Genomic DNA, 15,239 nt, shown 5'->3' on the forward strand with positions numbered 1-15,239 from the left:
TGCTCTTGCCAGGTGAACGCGCCGGGACGGGACACCGCCGTTCGATCCATCGCCCGGCGCCGACCGTGACCGTGCCGCGTACCGGGTCGAACTCGGGTGGCCGTGCGGGGCACGGGTCAGGACCGGTGGTCGGGTGGGGCACGACGGCGACATCACCGTGCCAACGGTAGGTCAGGCTCGTACGGTGGCGGGAGGCCCGCCACCGTACGAGCCGATGTTCCTTGGATCGACGATCACCTCTACCGGCGATCAGGTCGCCGACGGCTCCCGCCGTTTCGCGGCGAAGGTGCGACGGGGCCGGCCTGATCCTCTCCAGGCGCCGATGAGTGACTGCTCTCCTGTCCCGGATCCGCAAAAGTCGGGTCTAGAAGTCGAAGACCGGACCTGTGGCGGCGTGCATGTCGCACTCGTTACTGAAGGTCCGCCGGTACTGGATGTACTGGCCGTCCCACATGCCGGTCGCGCTCGCCGTCGTGGGGTCGTACACCCGCGCGCACCCCATCCACGTCGGCCTGACCCGGGCCGGGTCGCCCTGCGCCGGGTAGAGCGCCGCACACGCGTCCGCCGCGCGCGGGTGCGTGCCGAAGACCGGCGAGCAACTGAGCTGAACGCTACGGGTGCCCGACCTGCCCGCGATGGTCAGCGATAGATCCCTGCCCAGTGGTACGCCCACCGTCACGGGCCACGGCGGAATCGGCCACCCGGTCGGGCGGGGCGGAATCGGGCGCGGCGGCCACGGAGTCGGCCACGGCGGAATCGGCCATCCGGTCGGCCTGGGCGGGAACGGGCGCGGCGGCCACGGAGTCGGCCACGGCGGAGGCGGGATCGGGCGAGGCGGGATCGGCTGACCCCACGTTCCGGGCGGCCACGGGAGCGGAGGCCGTGGCGGGAACGGGGGTCGCGGGGGTGGAATCATCGACCCGGGCCCCGGAGGAAGCGGCCCGGGCCCCGGAGGCGTCGGCGGTCGCGGGGGCAGCATGATCGATCCGGGCCCCGGCGGCATCGGCCGCGGCGGCCACGGAGGTGGATCGGCGATCGGCCGGCCCGCGGCCGGGGCGGGCCCGCGGCCCGGCGGTTGCGGCAGCGCGTCCGCGGCGGCCGTCGTGCCGCTGAGAAGGACGAGCCCGGCGGTGGCCAGGCCGAAGATACATCGCATGAATTCCCCCGATGAATACGAATTTCGTACATAGCCGAAAATGTCGCTTTCGGTTTGTTCGGGGGGAGCGAATTACACCCTGAGCTGCAAAGATGCTATGTCGCTAACGATGGGGTACCTCGGAGCGACTCGCCGTGGAATGCCATGAATTCACCAGTTTGGAAAGGCCTCGGCCGTCGATCGAACCCGGTTCGCACCGCCGGTCGCCGCCACGGAAGGGTGAAACGACTCGACCGCGCGTCCGCGGGTTACGCGGGAGGCGCGGTCGAGTAGGCGACAGATGACCTTGTGGGTCGTTGTCAGGCGCGTTGCCCCGGCGGATCGTGCCGGGGACAGCGCGGAAGGCCGTCCTAGCGGGTGGCGCGGTTGACGGCGGAGATGACGGCCTTGAGGGCGGCGGCGGTGGTGTTGGCGTCGATGCCGACGCCCCACAGGGTCTGGCCGGCGATCTCGCACTCGATGTAGGAGGCGGCCTTGGCGTCGGTTCCGGCGCTCATGGCGTGCTCGGCGTAGTCGAGGACGCGAACCTCGACGCCGACCCTGGCCAGCGCCTCGCAGAAGGCGGAGATGGGGCCGTTGCCGACACCCTCGATCTCCCGGATCTCCCCGTCGACCCGCAGGTCGACGCTGATCGCGTCCTTCTCGTCGCCCCGGGAGACGGTGCGGTGGGCCAGCAGGCCCAGCCGGCCCCACGGGCCGGCCGCGTTCGGCAGGTACTCGTCGGCGAAGACCTCGAACATCTGGGCCGGGCTCACCTCGCCGCCGAGGGCGTCGGCGCGGCCCTGGACGACGCGGGAGAACTCGATCTGCAGGCGGCGCGGCAGGTCCAGCTGGTGGTCGGCCTTCATGATGTAGGCGACCCCGCCCTTGCCCGACTGGCTGTTGACCCTGATGACCGCCTCGTACGTGCGTCCGATGTCCTTGGGGTCGATCGGCAGGTAGGGGACCGCCCAGGTGAACTCCTCAACCGGGACGCCCGCGGCGGCCGCGTCACGCTCCAGGTGCTCGAAGCCCTTCTTGATGGCGTCCTGGTGGGATCCGGAGAAGGCGGTGTAGACCAGCTCGCCGCCCCACGGGTGGCGCGGGTGGACGGGCAGCTGGGTGCAGTACTCGGTGATCCGGCGGATCTCATCGATGTCGGAGATGTCGACCTCCGGGTCGACGCCCTGCGAGAACAGGTTCATGCCCAGCGTGACCAGGCAGACGTTGCCGGTGCGCTCGCCGTTGCCGAACAGGCAGCCCTCGATCCGGTCCGCCCCGGCCATGTAGCCCAGCTCGGCGGCGGCGACGGCGGTGCCCCGGTCGTTGTGGGGGTGCAGGGACAGCACGATCGAGTCGCGATAGGCCAGGTTGCGGTGCATCCACTCGATCTGGTCGGCGTAGATGTTGGGCGTGGCCATCTCGACGGTGGCGGGCAGGTTGATGATGACCTTGCGGTCGGGGGTGGGCTGCCACACGTCGTTGACGGCGTCGCAGACCTCCACCGCGTACTCCAGCTCGGTGCCGGTGAAGGACTCCGGGGAGTACTGGAAGTAGATCTCCGTGCCCTCCAGCTCGGCGGCCAGCTTCTTGCAGAGCTTGGCGCCCTCGACCGCGATCGCGGTGATGCCCTCGCGGTCCTGGCCGAAGACGACCCTGCGCTGGAGGGTGGAGGTGGAGTTGTACAGGTGGATGATCGCCTGCTTGGCCCCGCGCACCGACTCGAAGGTCCGCTCGATCAGCTCGGGCCTGGCCTGGGTCAGGACCTGGATCACCACGTCGTCGGGGATCAGATCCTCTTCGATGATCTGTCGTACGAAGTCGAAGTCGGTCTGGGAGGCGGCGGGAAAGCCCACCTCGATCTCCTTGTAACCCATCTTCACCAGCAGCTGGAACATCTTGAGCTTGCGGTGGGAGTCCATGGGGTCGATCAGCGCCTGGTTGCCGTCACGCAGGTCGACGGCACACCACCGGGGTGCCCGCTCGATGACCTTGCCCGGCCAGGTGCGGTCGGCCAGCCGGATCGGGGTGAAGGACTCGTAGCGCTTGAACGGCATGGGACTGGGTTGCTGCTGCGGATACATGCAAAGGCTCCTCGACTGGAAAACAATCGTGGCCGACACGCATGGCTCGCTCCGCGACGAGGGAGCCGGCCCTTACAGGCCCTCGTCGCGGCAGCTAAGAAGAAGCCCGCGCAGCATGCACAGCACGCTATCAGACGGTTCCGAATGCCCGGGCCACGGTCTCACATGGCGGGACTCGAAGATCTTCGACGCGAATCACGCCACCGCCGTCGACTCGGTTTCCAACCGTGCGATCACCCGCTGATTGGATACAGTCCAGATGAACTCTGACAGGGGGAACCGACATGAGGGACGGCGACATCCTCGCCCACATCAACGAGCTCATCGTCGAGGAGCGGGAGCTCCGGAAGAAGCTGACCTCGCACTCGATCTCCTCGCACGAGGAGAACAACCGGATCAGACAGTTGGAGGAGGCTCTCGACCAGGCATGGGACCTGCTCAGGCAGCGCCGGGCACGCCGCGAGTTCGGCGAGGACCCCGACTCCGCCGCTCCCCGCCCGATCGACGAGGTCGAAGACTACCGTCAGTGACCGTCCGGATCGAAAGACCCAGCCGAGGCCGGAGGCGGTGTCGAAGACCACCGTCGGTGACCGTCCGGACCGAAAGACCCTGTCGGGGTCGGGGACGGTGAGGCGGGGGCGGGTTCCTCCACCGGGCGGCCATCGCAGCGCGAGTCGGCCGAGGCCCGCTGCGAGACCGGGGCGAGCCAGGAGATCACACTCTGCTCGACGTACCAGCCGTGCAGGTTCGCCCACGTCCTGGGCACCTCGCCGGGGTCGGGGCAGAGGACCTTCGACCGCAGCCGGTCGTTGGGGATGAAGCTCACGGCACCGTCACGGTGCAGGACCGTGGTCATCAGGTCGTCGCCGGCGACCATGTAGCCCACGACCACCTCGGGGGACTTCTCCCCGGTGATCTCCAGGGCGATCAGCGGGAGGATCGGCGCCCTCATCACGACCGCGCCGACCAGGAACGGGGTGAACACCGCCATCGCGATCGCGATGCCGTGGGTCAGCACCCTGGCCGACGCCGCGGGCACCGGGCCGGTCAGCAGCGGCGCGCACACCGGGGGGAGCGTCAGCAGGATCGCGGTCGCCACGTCCCGCTCGGCGAACGCGGTGACGACGGCCGGCCACAGCAGCACGTACGACAGCACCGCGGCGATCAGCGGCAGCGCGTAGCAGAACGTGACCCGCAACTCCTCGTGGTCCGGGAACCGCTCGCGCACGATCAGGCCCGCCAGCGCGAGCGACAGCATCATCAGCGTCGGCAGGAAGCGCAGTTGCCAGGTGCCCACGCCCACCACGACGGCCAGGCCCGCGACCCAGCCGGGCAGCCGCTGGGCCGCGCGCACCAGCCATGAGGAACGGCCCGTGCTGATCCAGCAGAGGGTGCCGAGGAGCCGGCCGCCGACGACGACGACGGGCAGCACCCACACCGTGGTCAGCAGGATCGCGCTCAGCATGCCCAGCGGGCTGATGGTCTGCACGAGCAGGAGCAGCGTCTGGGTGTCCTGTCGGCTGGCGTACCACAGCCGCATCACCAGCAGGATGATCGGGAACACCGGCAGCAGCGTGAGGAACCACTCCTGGTTCCTCGGCGCGTTCCTGACCCGCCTGTCGGTCTTCAAGGGGCGGAGGGACAATCCCGGGCGGGGAGGGTCCGCTCCCATGGCCAGCGGCGCACCGGCGGGGGAAGCGCGCACGGCTGCTCCGCCTGGGCCACGTTCACCCCCGGGTTGGTCTTCAGCAGCGGTTCGATGTGGGCCTTGTACGCCTCCTCCCAGCGCTGGTTCTGCGGGTCGGCGTAGGAACGGTAGAGCGCGAGGTCGACCAGGGTGCGCAGCGCGGCGTTGGGACCCGCGTTGACAGCCCACATCTCCGTCTTCTCCAGCGCGATGTCGTGGTGGCGCAGGTTCCTGTCCTGCGTGACGAACCCGGCCAGGAGTGCCGCGTCGGTGGTCACCGCGTCGATGTCGCCCCTCCGGAGACGTTCCACGCATTTGCTGATCAAGCCCTCGGCGATGGGGTTGCCCCTTATCGCCTTGCTCAGCTCGGTCAGGGAGGTCGAGGTGCCGAGCGAGCAGACCTTCCTGCCCTCAAGCTGCCCCAGGGAGGCGACGTGTTCGTCCTGGTAGTCGGATCTGGTCACCACCGACTGCTCGGTGAAGAGGTAGGGCGTGGAGAAGCCGACGGAGGGGTCCGCCTTGCGGGCGGGCGTCACGCTGAAGGTCGCCACCACGAGGTCGACCCTGACGAATTCCCCGTTCCCATTCCGGGCCTGCATCCGCGCCCTGTCCTCGGTCTCGATGGACATGAACTCGACCTGGTCGCGCCGGAAGCCCAGATCCGCCGCGATCAGGTAGGCGATGTCGATGTCGAAGCCCTCGAAGCCGGACCCGTCCTTCGACCGCAGGGCGATGCCCGGGGTGTCGTCCTTCACGCCGATCCGGAGCCTGTCCTTGCTGAGGAGTCCCGCCTTCTCCCGGAGCTCGGCCTCGGTGGGCGGCCCGTTCACCCACGTGATGGACACCCCGACCACGACCGCGGCGACGACCAGCGCGATCCAGGCGGTCAGCCGGAACCGCCGGAACCCGCGCCTGGCGAACGGCCCGGCCGGCATCCCGGGGTACGCGTCCTCGAAGACCCGCGCGTCCTTGGGCCGTGGGTCGTGACCGTGCCCGTCGTCGTCCCACCGGTCACGCTCGTCGGACCGCCGCTCGTGACCGTGCCCGTCGTCGTCCCACCGGTCACGCTCGTCGGACCGCCGCTCGTGACCGTGCCCGTCGTCGTCCCACCGGTCACGCTCGTATCGGCCGTCGAAGCGCCGCTCACGGTCATGTCGATCATCGGACCGCCGGCCACGGTCGTCACCTGACTGTCGATCATGCTCATCGACATCCCGGCCTCGGCTCTCGTCACCGGGCGACCTGCCGGTCCCGCCGCCGGATCGCCCCTCGCGCTCGTCGCCGGCCGGTCCGCCGCCCCCGCGACCGCCCTGCCGGTCGGAGCGACCGTGGTGCTCGGAAGGGGTCGGTGTCCCCTCCGCTCGCGTTCCCGCGTCCGCAGGTTCCTCCGCCATGACCCCCCCGGACTCCCTTTTTGCTGGGTAGGTTATGTCGCCATCGCCCACAGTGGGAGGTTCTTCATCAAGAAGAGATCAAGCACGACCTTCTTGATATGGATAGTCCGTTTCATACAGCGAGAAGGCGGTGAATCTCCTCCCCGTGTAATTCCTCCACCGCCCCCGAGTGGACGACGTGCCCGGCGTCGAGGATGAGGAAACGGTCGGCGAGGCGGAGCGCCAGGTCCAGATACTGCTCGACCAGCAGGAGCGACAGGCCGGAGGCGTGCAGCCGCTCGATCGCCTCCTCGATCTCGATGATGATCGAGGGCTGGATGCCCTCGGTGGGCTCGTCCAGGATGAGCAGCCTGGGCCGGGTGACGAGTGCGCGGGCGATCGCGAGCTGCTGCTGCTGCCCGCCGGACAGGAATCCGGCACGCCGCTTGAGCAGCGGCTTCAGGCGGGGGAAGGTCTCCAGCGCCTCCTCCAGCGCCTCCTGCGGGCCGCCTGCGGCCTCCAGCGTGACCTGCAGGTTGGCGAGCACGCTGAGCTGGGGGAAGGTCTCGTGTCCCTGGGGGACGTACGCCATGCCGAGCCGCACCCGCTCGTGCGGCGGCAGGCGCGTCACGTCGCGGCCCTCGAAGACGACCGAACCCGCGGTGGCGGGCAGCACGCCCATCACGGTGTTGAGCAGGGTGGTCTTGCCCACCCCGTTGCGGCCCATCACACACACCAGTTGCCCTGGCTCCACTTTCAGGGAGACCCCGAACAGCACGCGGGCTCTGCCGTACCCGGCGTCAAGATCCTGTACTGACAGCATCGTCGCGCTTCCTTCCGAGATAGACCTCCTGCACGCGCGGGTCGTCGCGGACCTGGTCCACCGAGCCTTCGATCAGCACCTTGCCCTCGTGCAGGACGGTGACCTGCGAGGCGTACCTGCGCAGGAACTCCATGTCATGTTCGATCACGATCACCGTGTGGTCGTTGGCCACGGACGTCAGGAGCTCGCCGGTCCGTTCCCGCTCGTCCTTCGACATCCCGGCCACCGGCTCGTCCAGCAGGAGCAGCTTGGGGTTCTGGGTGAGCAGCATGCCGATCTCCAGCCACTGCCGCTGCCCGTGGGAGAGCACCCCCGCGGGCCGGTCCGCCAGCTCCCGCAGACCTGTGGTCTCCAGCGCGTCGGCGACGGCCTCGGAGATCCCGCGCCTGCGCCGGGCCAGCGACCAGAGCGGGCGCCGGAAGGAGGCCGCCAGGTCGAGGTTCTCCAGGACCGTGAGCTCCTCGAAGACCACGGAGGTCTGGAAGGTGCGCCCGACACCGAGCCTGACGATGTTGTGCTCGCGCAGGCCGACCAGGTTACGGCCGTCGAAGACGACCTCACCGGTGGTGGGGCGGGTGAGGCCGGTGATGACGTCGATGAGCGTGGTCTTCCCCGCGCCGTTGGGCCCGATCAGGAAGCGCAGCTCCCCCTCCTCGACGGTCAGGTCGATGCCGTCGATGGCGCGGAAGCCGTCGAAGACCACCGACAGCCCGCGTACCTCGATGATCGGACTCATCGGACCTCCTCCATGACTCTCCTGCCGGGGGCGTCGTCCGTGGGCGGGGGTTCCGGGGCCGTGGGGCGCTTCGACCGCCGGGCCAGGGCGTCGCGGGCCGATGCCGCCAGCCCGAGGATCCCCTTGGGGGCCAGGGTCATGACGAGGATGAACAGCGCGCCCTGCAGGTAGAGCCAGCCGTCGGCGAACTGCTCGCTGAAGGACGTCTTGGCGTACCCCATGACGACCGCGCCGAGGATGGCCCCGGCGAGGGCGAACCTGCCGCCGACCGCGACCGCGACGACGAGTTCGAGCGAGGGGACCACCCCCAGCAGCGCGGGAGAGATGATGCCGACCAGCGGTACGAACAGGGCGCCCGCGAGCCCGGCCATGCCGGCGGAGATCGCGAAGACGACGGTCTTGACCCTGGCCGGGTCGTAGCCGAGGAACCTGACGCGGTCCTCGCCGTCCCTGATCGCGACGAGCAGCCGCCCGAAGCGGCTGTTGACCAGCTGGCGGGCACCGAGGTAAAGCAGCCCGGTGACGATCGCGACCACGAAGTAGAGCCCGCGCTGAGTGGAGTCCGCCGCCAGGTCCTGGCCGAACAGGTCGAAGAAGTTGGTCAGGCCGTTGGTGCCGCCGGTCAGGCCCTGCTGTCCGACGAGCAGGATGACGAACGCGGCGGCGAGCGCCTGGGTGAGGATCGCGAAGTACGCGCCGCGCACCCGCTGGCGGAACACCAGCAGGCCCAGCACGGTGGCGATCAGCATCGGCCCGAGTACGACCATGGCCAGCGCGAACACCGGGTTGGCGAACGGTTTCCAGAGCGCGGGCAGCTGTTCGACCCCGCTCCAGACCATGAAGTCGGGCAGGTCTCCCTGGGCGTCCACCAGCTTCAGGTGCATGCCCATCGCGTAGCCGCCGAGCCCGAAGAACACGCCCTGGCCGAGGACGAGCATGCCGCCCTGCCCCCAGGCCAGACCGATGCCCAGGGCGACGATCGCGAAGCAGAGGTACTTGGCCAGCAGGCCGAGGCGGAAGGGTTCCAGCAGCAGTGGTGCGACGACCAGGGCGAGCACGGCCACCGCCGCGAAGAGCGCCGGCCCTCTGAGGCGGGTGAGATTCACGTGAGCGCCCTCGATCGGAGTACGAACAGGCCCTGCGGGCGGAACTGGAGGAAGGCGATGATCGCGGCGAACACGATGACCTTCGCCAGGCTGGCGTCGCTCCAGAACTCGGCGTAGGAGTTGAGCAGGCCGAGGCCGGCGGCGGCGATGACGGCGCCGCGCAGCTGGCCGAGCCCTCCGGCGACGACCACCAGGAAGGCGTCGACGATGTAGTAGGTGCCCAGCGCGGGACCGACGGGGCCGATGAGGGTGAGCGCCACCCCGGCGACTCCGGCCAGCCCTGAGCCGATGAAGAAGGTCCGCTGGTCCACCCGGGCGGTGTTGATGCCGCTGACCGCGGCCAGTTGCCGGTTCTGCATCACGGCCTGCATCCGGCGGCCGGCGCCGGTGCGGTTCATGTAGGCCCAGATGCCGATGACGGTGGCGATGGCGAGACCGAAGATGAACAGCCGGTTGTACGGCAGGGAGGCGATGCCGCCCTGCAACCAGGTGGGCGCCTGGACCTGCACGTTGGGTGCCCCGAACAGGTCGCGGGCGAGCTGCTGGAGCACGAGGCTGACGCCCCAGGTGAGCAGCAGGGTGTCGAGCGGGCGGCCGTAGAAGTGGCGGATCGCGGTCCGTTCCAGGATGAGCCCCATCAGCCCGGCGACCAGGAAGGCGACGGGCAGGGCCACGATCACGGCCATCCGGCCGGTGAGGTCCTGGAGCAGGTAGGCGGTGTACGCCCCGGCCATGATGAACTCGCCGTGGGCCATGTTGATCACGCCCATCTGGCCGAACGTGAACGTCAGGCCGAGGGCGATGAGCAGCAGCACGGCACCGATGGACAGGCCGATCGGGAGCTGGTTGAGAAAGGCCTCCACCGAAGGTCCCCTTCCTACGAGTGTGTGGCTCCGGAGCCGGGCCGCGCCGCGTCGTGGACGCGCCACGGTACTTTCCGCGATCTGGTCACGGCCCGGTCCGGAGCCGGTCTTGAGGGGGATCAGCCGGTGGCCAGGTCACTCGCCCAGGGGTAGCCCTTGAGGTAGGGGTCGGGCTTGATCGGCTTGCCGGAGTTCCAGACCTCCTTGATGAGACCGTCGGGCTGGATCACCCCGATCCTGGCCGTCTTGTACATGTGCTGGTTCTCGCCGTCGATGGTGACGAGGCCCTCGGGACGGTCCAGCGCGATGCCGCCCGCCGCCTTCCTGACGGCCTCGACCTCGACGGTCCCGGCCTTCTTGGCGGCCTCGGCCCAGAGGTAGACGGCGTTGTATCCGGCCTCCATCGGGTCGGAGGTCACCTTGTCCGCGCCGTACTTGGCCTTGAACGCGGCGACGAACTTCTCGTTGGCCGGGTTCTCGGTGGTCTGGTAGTAGTTCCAGGCGACGGGGTGGCCGGCGATGTTGTCGACGCCGATGCCCTTGACCTCCTCCTCGGCGACGCTCACCGACAGCACGGGCATCTTCTCCGCGGTGATCCCGGCGCTGTTGAGCTGCTTGAAGAAGGCGACGTTGCTGTCGCCGTTGAGGGTGTTGAACACGGCGTCCGGCTTGGCCTGGACGACCTTGTTGGTCAGCGTGCTGTACTCGGTGTGGCCGAGCGGGGTGTACTCCTCACCGAGGATCTCCATGTCGTTCGCCGCCGCGTACGCCTTGATGATCTTGTTGGCGGTTCGCGGGAAGACGTAGTCGCTGCCGACCAGGAAGATCTTCTTCTTGCCCTGTTCCTTGAGGTAGTCCAGGCCCGGGATGATCTGCTGGTTGGTGGTGGCACCGGTGTAGAAGATGTACGGCGAGCTCTCCAGGCCCTCGTACTGCACCGGGTACCACAACAGGGCCTTGCTCCGCTCGAAGACCGGCAGCATCGCCTTGCGACTGGCGGAGGTCCACCCGCCGAAGGTGGTGGCGACCTTGTCCTGGCGGATGAGCTTGGTGGCCTTCTCCGCGAAGGTGGGCCAGTCGGACGCGCCGTCCTCCACCACGGGTACCAGCTTCTTGCCGAGCACTCCCCCGGCGGCGTTGATCTCCTCGATGGCGAGCAGTTCGGCGTCCCTGACGGTCACCTCGCTGATGGCCATGGTGCCGCTCAGCGAGTGCAGGATGCCGACCTTGATATCGCCGTCACCGCCACTCGCGGCGGCCGCGTCCTTGTTCGCAGGGGCTTCAGTGCCGCAGGCGGTCAGTGTCGCGGTCAGCGCCGCGACGGCCACCACGGAGCACCATGCTGTCTTCCTCAATGAACTTTCCTCCTTGCCGGTACGGCCCCCGCACCGATCTATCTGCCGCCAAGGTGACTGAGTGAGATTTCCCGTCTAGTTCGCGATTGTTAATTGCGGTTTACCGGAATATCACCGCCGTGACAGGACGCGGCGCCGCGGATAACCGCCGCCCACTTATCCAGATAAATCGACAAATTTCGTGGTACCAGCGTCAGAACGCCTCGGCAGACCCACGAGAAAGGGGCGCCGATGGACGGCTCTCCCCTCTCACACACCTCACGTCACCTGGAAACCCGCATGACATCGACGTGCAACGTCGCCGAAACCATCGGTTCCTATGGTCCGGGAATGCGGCTCACACCACACGAGCAGGAACGCCTGCTCATCCACGTCGCCGCCGGTCTCGCTCGCGACCGCAGGTCACGGGGCCTCCGGCTCAACCATCCCGAGGCCACCGCGATCATCGCGTCCTTCCTCATGGAGGGGGCCAGGGACGGACGGACCGTCGCCGAGTTGATGGAGGCGGGGCGCGAGGTGCTCTCCCGCGACGACGTCATGGAAGGGGTGCCCGAGATGCTGTCGTCCGTACAGATCGAGGCGACCTTCCCCGACGGCACCAAGCTCGTCACCGTCCACCAGCCGATCCCGTGAACCCAAGGAGCGGTGAGCGCCGATGACACCCGGCGAGATCCAGTACGGCGACACGCCCATCCCGCTCAACCCGGGCCGCGAGCGCGTCACCGTCCGCGTCGTCAACACCGCGGACCGGCCGATCCAGGTCGGTTCGCACTACCACTTCTCCGCGTGCAACCCCGGCCTGGAGTTCGACCGCCAGGCGGCCTGGGGCACCCGGCTCGACGTCCCCGCGGGTACGGCGGTGCGGTTCGAGCCCGGCGTGGAGCGCGACGTGACCCTCGTGCCGATCGGCGGGCTGCGGATCGTCCCCGGTCTCCGCCCCGAGTGGGCCGGACCTCTCGACGGGAGCCCCGGTGTTCATTGAACGATCCCGCTACGCCGCGCTCTACGGCCCCACCGCCGGCGACCGGATCAGGCTGGCCGACACCGACCTGCTCATCGAGGTCACCGAGGACCTGTCGATCGGCCCCGCCGGAGCGGGCGACGAGGCGGTCTTCGGCGGCGGCAAGGTGATCAGGGAGTCGATGGGCCAGGCCAGGGCCACCAGGGCCGAGGGCGCGCCCGACCTGGTGATCACCGGCGCGGTGATTCTCGACCACTGGGGAGTGGTCAAGGCGGACATCGGGGTCAGAGACGGCCGCATCATCGCGATCGGCAAGGCCGGAAACCCCGACACCATGGACGGTGTCCATCCCGATCTGGTGATCGGCCCCTCGACCGAGATCCTCGCGGGCAACGGGAAGATCCTGACCGCCGGGGCGATCGACTCCCACGTCCACCTGATCTGCCCGCAGATCCTCGACGAGGCCCTCGCCGCCGGGGTGACGACCATCGTGGGCGGCGGCACCGGACCCGCCGAGGGCACCAAGGCCACCACCGTCACCGGCACCTGGTACCTCGCCCGGATGCTGGAGTCCCTCGACTCCTACCCGATCAACGTCGCGCTGCTCGGCAAGGGCAACACGGTCAGCCGCGAGGGGTTGCTGGAACAGCTCCGCGCCGGGGCCTCCGGTTTCAAGCTGCACGAGGACTGGGGCACCACCCCGGCCGCCATCGACGCCTGCCTGTCGGTGGCCGACGCCACCGGCACCCAGGTCACGATCCACACCGACACCCTCAACGAGGCCGGGTTCGTGGAGTCGACGCTGGCGGCGATCGGCGACCGGATGATCCACGCCTACCACACCGAGGGAGCCGGCGGCGGTCACGCGCCCGACATCATCCGGGTCGCCTCCTACCGCAACATCCTGCCGTCCTCGACCAACCCGACCCGCCCGCACACCGTCAACACGCTCGACGAGCACCTCGACATGCTGATGGTCTGCCACCACCTCAACCCGTCCATCCCCGAGGACCTGGCGTTCGCCGAGTCCCGGATCCGGCCGTCCACGATGGCGGCCGAGGACATCCTGCACGACATGGGCGCGATCTCGATGATCGGCTCGGACTCGCAGGCGATGGGCCGGGTGGGCGAGACGATCATCCGAACCTGGCAGACCGCGCACGTGATGAAGCGCCGGCGGGGGGCTCTGCCGGGCGACGGCCCCGCCGACAACCTCCGGGCTCGACGCTACGTCGCCAAATACACGATCTGCCCGGCGGTGGCCCACGGCCTGGACGGCGAGGTCGGCTCGGTGGAGACCGGCAAGCTGGCCGACCTGGTCCTGTGGGACCCGGCCTTCTTTGGTGTCAAACCGGACCTGGTGGTCAAGGGCGGTGTCATCGCCTACGCCCAGATGGGCGACGCGAACGCCTCCATCCCGACCCCGCAGCCGGTCATGCCGCGCCCGATGTTCGGTGCCGCCCCGGTCACCGCCGCCGCCACATCCGTCCACTTCGTCGCCCCGATGGCGATCGAGGACGGTCTCGCCGACCGGCTGGCCGTACGCAGGCGCCTGCTGCCGGTGGCCGACGTCCGCCGCAGAGGCAAGGAGAGCATGCCGCTCAACGACGCCATGCCCAGGATCGACGTCGACCCCGACACCTTCGCGGTCAGCGTCGACGGCGACCTGATCGAACCCGCCCCCGCCGAGAGCCTGCCCATGACCCAGCGCTACTTCCTGTTCTGATCTCCTGCCCGGCCGAAGGGAGGCCTCGGATGAACGCCGCGCTGCTACTGCTGGCCGACTCCCGGCTGCCCGCCGGGGGGCACGGTCACTCCGGTGGTGCCGAGGAGGCGGTCAGGATCGGCGCGATCCACGACCTTGTCGGCCTGGCCGCCTTCCTGCGGGGCCGCCTGGCCACCGCGGGCCTGGTGACGGCCGCCCTCGCCGCCGCGGCCTGCGATCTCGGCACGTCTCCCCCCGTGGAGACGTGCCGTTCGGAGTGGACGCGGCTGGACGCGGAGGCCGACGCCAGGATCTCCTCTCCCGCCCAGCGGGAGGCGAGCCGCACCCAGGGCAGGCTGCTGCTGCGGACCTCGCGGAGGATCTGGCCCTCCCCGGTGCTCGACACGCTGGCCGGGGCCCTGCCCCAGGGTGCCCACCACCCCCTCGCGCTCGGCGCGGTGGCGGCCTACACCTCCGTCACCGGACCCGCCACGGCGGCGGTACGGCTGCTCGGCCTCGACCCCGTCGCCGTCCACCGACTGCTCGCCGATCTCGCCCCGGCCCTGGAAAGGGTCGCGGCCACCGTCCCCGCCGACTGGGAGGCGCTGCCCGCACATGCCTCCCCCGCGCTCGACCTGCTCGCCGAACACCATATTCGTGCAGATCTGAGGCTTTTCGTCTCCTGACGGCCACCTGAAAGGACGGTGACCCACGTGGGCGCCAACCACGACGACCACCACCACCACGCGGCCGACCCGCACGGCCGGGCGTTACGCCTGGGCATCGGAGGCCCCGTCGGCAGCGGCAAGACCGCGCTGACCGCGGCACTGTGCCGGACACTGGGCCCGTTCATGCGCCTGGGCGTGGTCACCAACGACATCTACACCACCGAGGACGCCGACTTCCTGCGCAGGGCGGGCGTGCTCGCCCCGGAGCGGATCGTCGCCGTGCAGACCGGCTGCTGCCCGCACACCGCCATCCGGGACGACATCGCGGCCAACCTCGACGCGGTGGAGACCCTGGAGGAGCGGTTCGGCCCGCTCGACCTGGTGATCGTGGAGAGCGGCGGGGACAACCTCACCGCCACCTTCAGCAGGGGGCTGGCCGATCGGCAGATCTTCGTGCTGGACGTGTCGGGCGGCGACAAGGTCCCGCGCAAGGGGGGCCCCGGCGTGACGACGGCCGACCTGCTCGTGATCAACAAGACCGATCTGGCCCCGATGGTCGGTGCGGACCTCACGGTCATGTCACGCGACGCGGCGGCCGTACGGGACGGCAAACCCGTACTTTTCACCTCGATCAGGGAGGATCCAAGCGCGTACGCGGTCTCCGACTGGGTCACCGGGCTCGTCGAGTCCTGGGCCTACGAGCACTCCCACGCCTGACCCATGCCCCTCACCAACCCGGCTCC

General features: G+C 69.3%; 15 protein-coding genes. 6 read left to right on the forward strand and 9 right to left on the reverse strand.

What is annotated here, in order from left to right; translation table 11 throughout:
* Positions 1-364: 364 nt before the first annotated feature.
* Together OIE13_RS20540 and leuA are read right to left on the reverse strand one after the other, a co-directional pair.
* A complete protein-coding gene (locus tag OIE13_RS20540; protein ID WP_326637435.1) occupies positions 365-673 on the reverse strand; it encodes an SSI family serine proteinase inhibitor in 309 nt (102 codons plus the stop codon).
* An 833-nt stretch (positions 674-1,506) separates the two neighbouring features.
* Positions 1,507-3,219 (reverse strand): 2-isopropylmalate synthase, encoded by a 1,713-nt coding sequence (leuA, locus tag OIE13_RS20545; RefSeq protein WP_326637433.1) that lies wholly within the window; start codon positions 3,217-3,219, stop codon positions 1,507-1,509.
* Positions 3,220-3,503: 284 nt separating this feature from the next.
* On the opposite strand from leuA, the gene OIE13_RS20550 reads away from it, so the two are divergent.
* On the forward strand, positions 3,504-3,749 hold the full coding sequence (locus tag OIE13_RS20550; protein WP_326637431.1) for a DUF2630 family protein: 246 nt from the start codon (positions 3,504-3,506) through the stop codon (positions 3,747-3,749).
* Here OIE13_RS20550 and OIE13_RS20555 read toward each other — a convergent pair.
* The 7 genes from OIE13_RS20555 to urtA form a co-directional block, all read right to left on the reverse strand.
* Positions 3,743-4,849, reverse strand: coding sequence for a hypothetical protein (locus tag OIE13_RS20555; RefSeq protein WP_326637429.1), 1,107 nt, complete (start codon positions 4,847-4,849; stop codon positions 3,743-3,745). The two genes, OIE13_RS20550 and OIE13_RS20555, sit on opposite strands and share 7 nt — an antisense overlap.
* Positions 4,846-6,300 carry a transporter substrate-binding domain-containing protein gene (locus OIE13_RS20560; protein ID WP_326828576.1) on the reverse strand — a complete coding sequence of 485 codons (1,455 nt, stop codon included), beginning with the start codon at positions 6,298-6,300 and terminating at the stop codon, positions 4,846-4,848. Before OIE13_RS20560 ends, OIE13_RS20555 begins: the two co-directional genes overlap by 4 nt.
* A gap of 112 nt (positions 6,301-6,412) precedes the next feature.
* Entirely contained in the window at positions 6,413-7,102 is a 690-nt protein-coding gene (gene urtE, locus OIE13_RS20565; protein WP_326637425.1) for an urea ABC transporter ATP-binding subunit UrtE, read from the reverse strand.
* Positions 7,080-7,838, reverse strand: a complete 759-nt coding sequence (gene urtD, locus OIE13_RS20570; RefSeq protein ID WP_326637424.1) for an urea ABC transporter ATP-binding protein UrtD — start codon at positions 7,836-7,838, stop codon at positions 7,080-7,082. The genes urtE and urtD overlap by 23 nt, the downstream gene beginning before the upstream one ends.
* Positions 7,835-8,944, reverse strand: coding sequence for an urea ABC transporter permease subunit UrtC (gene urtC / locus OIE13_RS20575; RefSeq protein ID WP_326637422.1), 1,110 nt, complete (start codon positions 8,942-8,944; stop codon positions 7,835-7,837). The genes urtD and urtC overlap by 4 nt, the downstream gene beginning before the upstream one ends.
* A complete protein-coding gene (urtB, locus tag OIE13_RS20580; protein WP_326637420.1) occupies positions 8,941-9,807 on the reverse strand; it encodes an urea ABC transporter permease subunit UrtB in 867 nt (288 codons plus the stop codon). The genes urtC and urtB overlap by 4 nt, the downstream gene beginning before the upstream one ends.
* Positions 9,808-9,926: 119 nt before the next feature.
* Positions 9,927-11,162 (reverse strand): urea ABC transporter substrate-binding protein, encoded by a 1,236-nt coding sequence (gene urtA, locus OIE13_RS20585; RefSeq protein WP_326637418.1) that lies wholly within the window; start codon positions 11,160-11,162, stop codon positions 9,927-9,929.
* A 330-nt stretch (positions 11,163-11,492) separates the two neighbouring features.
* Here urtA and OIE13_RS20590 point away from each other — a divergent pair, with 330 nt between their 5' ends.
* Genes OIE13_RS20590 through ureG form a run of 5 tightly spaced genes read left to right on the forward strand, consistent with a single transcriptional unit; the run spans position 11,493 to position 15,213 of the window.
* Positions 11,493-11,795 carry an urease subunit gamma gene (locus tag OIE13_RS20590; protein ID WP_326637416.1) on the forward strand — a complete coding sequence of 101 codons (303 nt, stop codon included), beginning with the start codon at positions 11,493-11,495 and terminating at the stop codon, positions 11,793-11,795.
* Between the two features lie 22 nt (positions 11,796-11,817).
* Positions 11,818-12,144 carry an urease subunit beta gene (locus tag OIE13_RS20595; protein ID WP_326828578.1) on the forward strand — a complete coding sequence of 109 codons (327 nt, stop codon included), beginning with the start codon at positions 11,818-11,820 and terminating at the stop codon, positions 12,142-12,144.
* On the forward strand, positions 12,134-13,849 hold the full coding sequence (locus OIE13_RS20600; protein ID WP_326637413.1) for an urease subunit alpha: 1,716 nt from the start codon (positions 12,134-12,136) through the stop codon (positions 13,847-13,849). The genes OIE13_RS20595 and OIE13_RS20600 overlap by 11 nt, the downstream gene beginning before the upstream one ends.
* A gap of 29 nt (positions 13,850-13,878) precedes the next feature.
* Entirely contained in the window at positions 13,879-14,514 is a 636-nt protein-coding gene (locus OIE13_RS20605) for an urease accessory protein UreF (protein ID WP_326828579.1), read from the forward strand.
* Between the two features lie 27 nt (positions 14,515-14,541).
* Positions 14,542-15,213 (forward strand): urease accessory protein UreG, encoded by a 672-nt coding sequence (gene ureG, locus OIE13_RS20610; RefSeq protein WP_326828580.1) that lies wholly within the window; start codon positions 14,542-14,544, stop codon positions 15,211-15,213.
* Positions 15,214-15,239: the final 26 nt, after the last annotated feature.

The sequence above is a fragment of the Streptosporangium sp. NBC_01810 genome, assembly GCF_035917355.1.
Classification (GTDB): Bacteria; Actinomycetota; Actinomycetes; order Streptosporangiales; family Streptosporangiaceae; genus Streptosporangium.

What these genes read in the sequence shown, in the direction of transcription:
- leuA (WP_326637433.1), bottom strand. Translation starts at nt 3,219, where the DNA reads ATGTATCCGCAGCAGCAACCCAGTCCCATGCCGTTCAAGCGCTACGAG.
- urtE (WP_326637425.1), bottom strand. Translation starts at nt 7,102, where the DNA reads ATGCTGTCAGTACAGGATCTTGACGCCGGGTACGGCAGAGCCCGCGTG.
- OIE13_RS20590 (WP_326637416.1), top strand. Translation starts at nt 11,493, where the DNA reads ATGCGGCTCACACCACACGAGCAGGAACGCCTGCTCATCCACGTCGCC.
- OIE13_RS20595 (WP_326828578.1), top strand. Translation starts at nt 11,818, where the DNA reads ATGACACCCGGCGAGATCCAGTACGGCGACACGCCCATCCCGCTCAAC.
- urtD (WP_326637424.1), bottom strand. Translation starts at nt 7,838, where the DNA reads ATGAGTCCGATCATCGAGGTACGCGGGCTGTCGGTGGTCTTCGACGGC.
- OIE13_RS20560 (WP_326828576.1), bottom strand. Translation starts at nt 6,300, where the DNA reads ATGGCGGAGGAACCTGCGGACGCGGGAACGCGAGCGGAGGGGACACCG.
- OIE13_RS20550 (WP_326637431.1), top strand. Translation starts at nt 3,504, where the DNA reads ATGAGGGACGGCGACATCCTCGCCCACATCAACGAGCTCATCGTCGAG.
- OIE13_RS20605 (WP_326828579.1), top strand. Translation starts at nt 13,879, where the DNA reads ATGAACGCCGCGCTGCTACTGCTGGCCGACTCCCGGCTGCCCGCCGGG.